Source organism: Pseudomonas sp. Sample_9, from assembly GCF_004307535.1.
Taxonomy (GTDB): domain Bacteria; phylum Pseudomonadota; class Gammaproteobacteria; order Pseudomonadales; family Pseudomonadaceae; genus Aquipseudomonas; species Aquipseudomonas mercuritolerans.
In genome coordinates, this window is record NZ_RAZO01000375.1 from 1 (window position 1) to 3,522 (window position 3,522).

General features: G+C 65.2%; 2 protein-coding genes and 1 tRNA gene. All 3 read left to right on the forward strand.

Features of this window, described 5'->3' with window-relative positions:
- The first annotated feature begins 93 nt into the window (after positions 1-93).
- The 3 genes from selA (at position 94) to D6877_RS21625 (ending at position 3,520) form a co-directional block, all read left to right on the forward strand.
- Positions 94-1,506, forward strand: a complete 1,413-nt coding sequence (selA, locus tag D6877_RS21615; RefSeq protein WP_130912055.1) for an L-seryl-tRNA(Sec) selenium transferase — start codon at positions 94-96, stop codon at positions 1,504-1,506.
- Entirely contained in the window at positions 1,503-3,419 is a 1,917-nt protein-coding gene (gene selB / locus D6877_RS21620; protein WP_130912056.1) for a selenocysteine-specific translation elongation factor, read from the forward strand. Before selA ends, selB begins: the two co-directional genes overlap by 4 nt.
- Positions 3,420-3,424: 5 nt before the next feature.
- Positions 3,425-3,520, forward strand: a tRNA-Sec gene (locus D6877_RS21625).
- Positions 3,521-3,522 lie beyond the last annotated feature (2 nt).

Consider the following 3,522-nt stretch of genomic DNA (forward strand, 5'->3'; position numbering starts at 1 on the left):
GCTAGCTCCGGCAGTGCGTCTACACTTCTGAAACCCTTTCGGGAGCAAGCTTGCTACCAAAAGGGATTGTTTCAGTGAAATCAGGAGTGGCTGATGTCTTCCAGCGTTGCCCTGCGGTTGCCGTCCATTGATGGCTTGTTGCGTCACCCGGCGTGCGTGCCGTTGGCCGAGCGCTACGGCCGGGATTCTTTGCTGACGGGCCTGCGTCAGTTGCTCGATGAGCTGCGGCCCGGCGTGTTGAGCGGGCAATTGGCGGCTGTGGAAATCGGCCCCGAAGTGCTCGCCGGCCGCGTCGGCGAACGCTTGGCGCAACAGCGGCGCAGTCAGGTACGCCGGGTATTCAACCTGACCGGCACGGTGCTGCACACTAATCTCGGTCGCGCCTTGCTGCCCGAAGAAGCCATCGAAGCAGTGCAAATGGCCGCACGCTATCCGCTCAATCTCGAGTTCGATCTGGCCAGCGGCAAGCGCGGTGATCGTGACGATCTGATCGAAGGCCTGATCCGCGAACTGACCGGCGCCGAAGCCGTCACCGTGGTCAACAACAATGCCGCCGCCGTGCTGCTGACCCTTAACAGCCTCGGCGTGCGCAAGGAAGGCATCATCTCGCGCGGTGAGCTGATCGAAATCGGCGGCGCCTTCCGCATCCCCGACATCATGGCCCGCGCCGGCGTGCGCCTGCACGAAGTCGGCACCACCAACCGCACCCATGCCCGCGATTACCAAGCGGCAATCGGCCCGCGCAGCGGTTTGATCATGCGCGTGCATGCCAGCAACTACAGCATCGAAGGCTTCACCGCGCGGGTGCCGACTTCGGAACTGGCCGAGTTGGCGCACGCCCATGGCTTGCCGTTGCTGGAAGATCTGGGCAGCGGCAGTCTGCTCGACCTGACGCGCTGGGGTTTGCCGGCGGAACCGACGGTGCGTCAGGCATTGCTCGATGGTGCCGACATCGTCACCTTCAGCGGCGACAAGTTGCTCGGCGGGCCGCAGGCCGGTTTGATTGTCGGGCGCAAAGAGCTGATCGCGAAGATCAAGAAGAATCCATTGAAGCGTGCGCTGCGGGTCGACAAGTTGACCCTGGCGGCGCTGGAAGCAGTGCTCGGTCTGTATCGCGACCCGGATCGCCTCGCCGAACGCCTGCCGAGTCTGCGGCTGTTGACCCGCCCGCAAGCCGAGATCTTCGCTCAGGCTTTACGCTTGCAGCCCTTGCTGGCCGAAATCCTGGGACCAGCCTGGCAGGTCAGTGCAGTCGAGGCGTTGGGCATGATCGGCAGCGGCAGCCAACCGGTGGCGCGTCTGCCGAGCGCGGCGCTGTGTTGTCGCCCGCAAGTGTCCAAGCGCTGGCGCGGGCGCTATTTATTGAATCTCGACGCAGCGTTGCGCGGTTTGCCGATCCCGGTGCTCGGGCGAATCGGCGACGATGCGCTGTGGCTCGATCTACGTCAGCTCGACGATGAGCCAGCGTGGCTGGCGCAGTTGCCGCAATTGCAGGTCGACCGGTGATCGTCGGCACGGCGGGGCACATCGACCATGGCAAAACCTCGCTGTTGCAGGCGCTGACCGGGCAGACCGGCGACCGCCGCCCGCAGGAGCGCGAACGCGGCATGACCATTGATCTCGGTTATCTCTACGCCGAACTCGCAGCGGGCGCCGGGCTGACCGGCTTCATCGACGTGCCCGGCCACGAAAAATTCACCCACAACATGCTCGCCGGTGCGCAGGGCATCGATCTGGTGTTGCTGGTGGTCGCGGCCGACGACGGCGTGATGCCGCAGACCCGCGAACATCTGGCGATCGTCGAACTGCTAGGCATTCCCCGCGCGCTGGTGGCGATCACAAAATGCGACCGGGCCGGAACGGGCAGGGTGGAAGAGGTGCAGCGTCAGGTGCTCGACCTGCTGGCGCCCGGGCCATTCGCTGATGCGCCGATTTTTACCCTGTCGAGCGTGAACGGGCAGGGCGTCGATGAGTTGCGCGCGGCGTTATTGCAGGCGCACAACGAGGTGCACGCGCGCAGTTGCGAGGGCGGCTTTCGTCTGGCGATCGATCGGGCGTTCAGCGTCGCCGGCGCGGGGATTGTAGTCACGGGCACAGCGTTGTCGGGCACGGTTGCGGTTGGCGACAAACTTGTCTTGGGGCCTGCGGGCAAATCGGTGCGCATCCGTGGCCTGCACGCGCAAAACCAAGCCGCCGAACAGGCCTTCGCCGGCCAGCGCGTGGCATTGAACCTCAGCGGCGAGCGCCTGGAACTGGCGCAGATTCACCGTGGCCAATGGCTGCTGGCGGACTGGCTGCACGCCCCGACCCAGCGCATCGACATCGACTTTCAACTGTTGCCCGGCGAGCGCACCTTCGAACACTTTCACCCGGTGCATCTGCACCTCGGCACCCAGGATGTCATCGCCCGCGTCGCCTTGCTGCAAGGCCCGCGCCTGAGCCCCGGCGAGCGCATGTTCGCGCAACTGCTGATCAACGCGCCAGTGCAAGCGGTGAAGGGTGATCGGCTAATCCTGCGCGACTCGAGTGCCCAGCGCACCCTCGGCGGCGGCACAGTCCTCGACCCGTTCGCCCCGGCCCGCCAACGTCGCAGCCCCGAACGTCTGGCGCAACTGCAAACCCTCGCTCTCAGCGTCAGCCTCGAACAAGCCTTGCCGGCACTGCTCAACCACAGCCCCGGCGGCCTCGACCCGCAACGCCTGGAACGCCAGTTCAACCGCCCGCGCGCGCAGTGGACGCTGGCGGAAAACATCCGCCTGATCGACACCCGCCAAGGCCCGCTGCTGTTCAACGTGCAGCGCTGGGGCCAGTTGAAATTCACCCTGCTCGAACAACTGGCGCGATTCCACGAACAGGAACCCGACCAGATGGGGCCGGACCGCGATCGCCTGCGCCGCTTCAGCGCTTTGGCGCTGGAACGCTCGACCTTCATCAGCCTGCTCGACGAACTGCTCAGCGCCGGCTCGATCCTCGCCAGCGGCCCCTGGCTGCACCTGCCCGACCATCAGGTGCGCCTGAATGCCGACGACGAAATCCTCTGGCAGCAATTACAGCCGTTGTTCGAACAGGCCGGTTTCGACCCGCCGTGGGTGCGCGACGCCGCGAAAATGCTCGGCGAAGACGACGCCAGCGTCCGCCTGCTGCTGCGCAAACTCGCACGCCTTGGTCTGATGCACCAGGTGGTGCGCGACCTGTTCATCAGCGACATCGTCCTGCGGCAAATGGCAGCGCTGCTGCTGAAGCTCGCCGAAGAAAATCCGGCAATTGAAGTGACAACCTTCCGCGATGCGCTAGGCTTGGGACGCAAACGCTGTATTCAGTATCTGGAATATTTCGACCGACTCGGCCTGACCCGCCGCCTCGGCGAATCCCGCCAGATCCGCCCAGACAACGCGCTGGCCAACGCCTGCGCACCCTGAGTTCAGGAAGACAATCGCGCCCGGTGGCGCGGCCGGGCTTCAAACCCGGTTGGGGACGGCATCCGTTCCCGGGCAGGTTCGACTCCGGCTGTCTTCCGCCAGT